The following is a 1676-nucleotide window of genomic DNA, read 5'->3' on the forward strand; positions in this document are numbered from 1 at the left end:
CTGGTCAGCCATTTTGGGATGCGCTTGGCTCTATCATTGTTGGTTTGCTTTTGGGCGCAGTCGCCATATTTTTAATCAGTCGTAACCGTGACTTTTTAGTAGGCCATAAAGTCTCTGATAAAATGCATCGTTATGTGCTAGGCAAACTACTTGAACATCCAGATGTCGATAGCGTGTCGTATTTACATTTGGAATGGGTCGGTCCCAAAAAAATATTTATGGTGGCAGCAGTAGATATTGCAGGCAATCAACGCGAAGAATCTCTCGCTCGTAAGTTTGAAACTATCGAAAATCAATTCCGAGCCAATCCACTGTTCCAAGAGGCTATTTTAACCTTATCAGTACCTGACGCTGAAGTTTTGAGTTTAGAGAGTAGTGAGGCTGTTTGATATTTCTGATAACTTTCATAACGAGTGACAACGCATTCCTAATGCCTCACAACGAATGACGAATTAATGAATCTCTGACGCTCAGTAGGTAGATATAAAAAAAGGGTCACTTATTTAAAGTGACCCTTTTAACTTTAAGATAATACTTATATGCTAAATATTATTTTTTTGGTGCGTTAGCACCGATGAACCAAGCATCTTTATCGATAATACGACTGACTTCAGTAAATAAGTCCGCTGTATCTTCGTCACCAGCTTCTCCAGCAGTATCAATGGCCTTGCGTAGCTCTTCTGCAATCTTCTTATAACGATTGGTCAACTCACGAACATGCTGATCAACTTCAGTAATGTCAGTAGGGTAAGTCTCTAGTACGGAGTCTTCAACGACACGTTTTGAGATACCGTTCGCTTTACCACCTAAAATAACAATACGTTCGGCTACAGTGTCATATGCTTCTGTTAAACGCTCGTAGGTGTCATCTAACAATTGATGCACACCGATAAAGCCAGTACCTTGTAGATTCCAATGGCACTGTTTGCTATCCATGCTCAAGTCGATCAAATTGGCTAAATTAGAGTTTAGCAAATCTACCATTTTTTTCGCTGTATCATCAGTAATACCGCTTGCGTAACGTTCTCTCATATTTTACTCCATTATTTAAATTTATTTTGCTGAGTTTAAAATTTTAAGACGAATTGTTCTTTATTAATATTTTCTTAAACAGCTGTCTCACGTTAGCCTTTGTGTTTTATCTAAAAATAATTCTAAGATTGTGACGATTGATTTGTGACAATCTATTAATAAGATTAAGATAATGACTAACGCTTCGCTTGAGTGTTACCAGTCAATTCATAAACGATGATAGCAGTTTACATGAATGATTGAACCCTCAAGCGTTATGCTTTATTAAGTGGTCGTGTAATGACTTTGTTAATCGTGAAAAGCTTTGTAAATTTGGTCGTAATTAAAGGTACTGTGACTAGCATTATCAGCTCAAATTTTCTCTATCTACTATTAACGAATATGAGTCTGTCGAAAGTTGATACTTCGAGGCCCATTTTTAACAGTTTGCTCAATCATAATGTTAGTACACCTGCTATCTATAACTAAGGATAAAACTTACTATTATCCTTTAAAAAGAGCAGTTTAACCCCCATATTATTTTAAACTTAACGAGGAAGAAAGCCATTATGCGAATGCCTGAACCGCGCTCGTCGCGTCAGTTAAACCAATTGGCCACTCAGCTCCAAGGCGAAGCTGAAATCGTTGGTGTCAATGCGTCTGGG

2 protein-coding genes are annotated in these 1676 nt (G+C 37.8%); one reads left to right on the forward strand and one right to left on the reverse strand.

Annotated features, from left to right (window positions below; all coding sequences use genetic code 11):
- On the forward strand, nt 1-389 hold a 389-nt coding region (locus ACS8FD_RS13840; RefSeq protein ID WP_459252125.1), incomplete at its 5' end, for a cation diffusion facilitator family transporter.
- Between the two features lie 160 nt (nt 390-549).
- Here the strand turns inward: ACS8FD_RS13840 and dps are convergent.
- Nucleotides 550-1032, reverse strand: a complete 483-nt coding sequence (dps, locus tag ACS8FD_RS13845) for a DNA starvation/stationary phase protection protein Dps (RefSeq protein WP_439260476.1) — start codon at nt 1030-1032, stop codon at nt 550-552.
- Nucleotides 1033-1676: the final 644 nt, after the last annotated feature.

Source organism: Psychrobacter sp. 1U2, assembly GCF_051847575.1.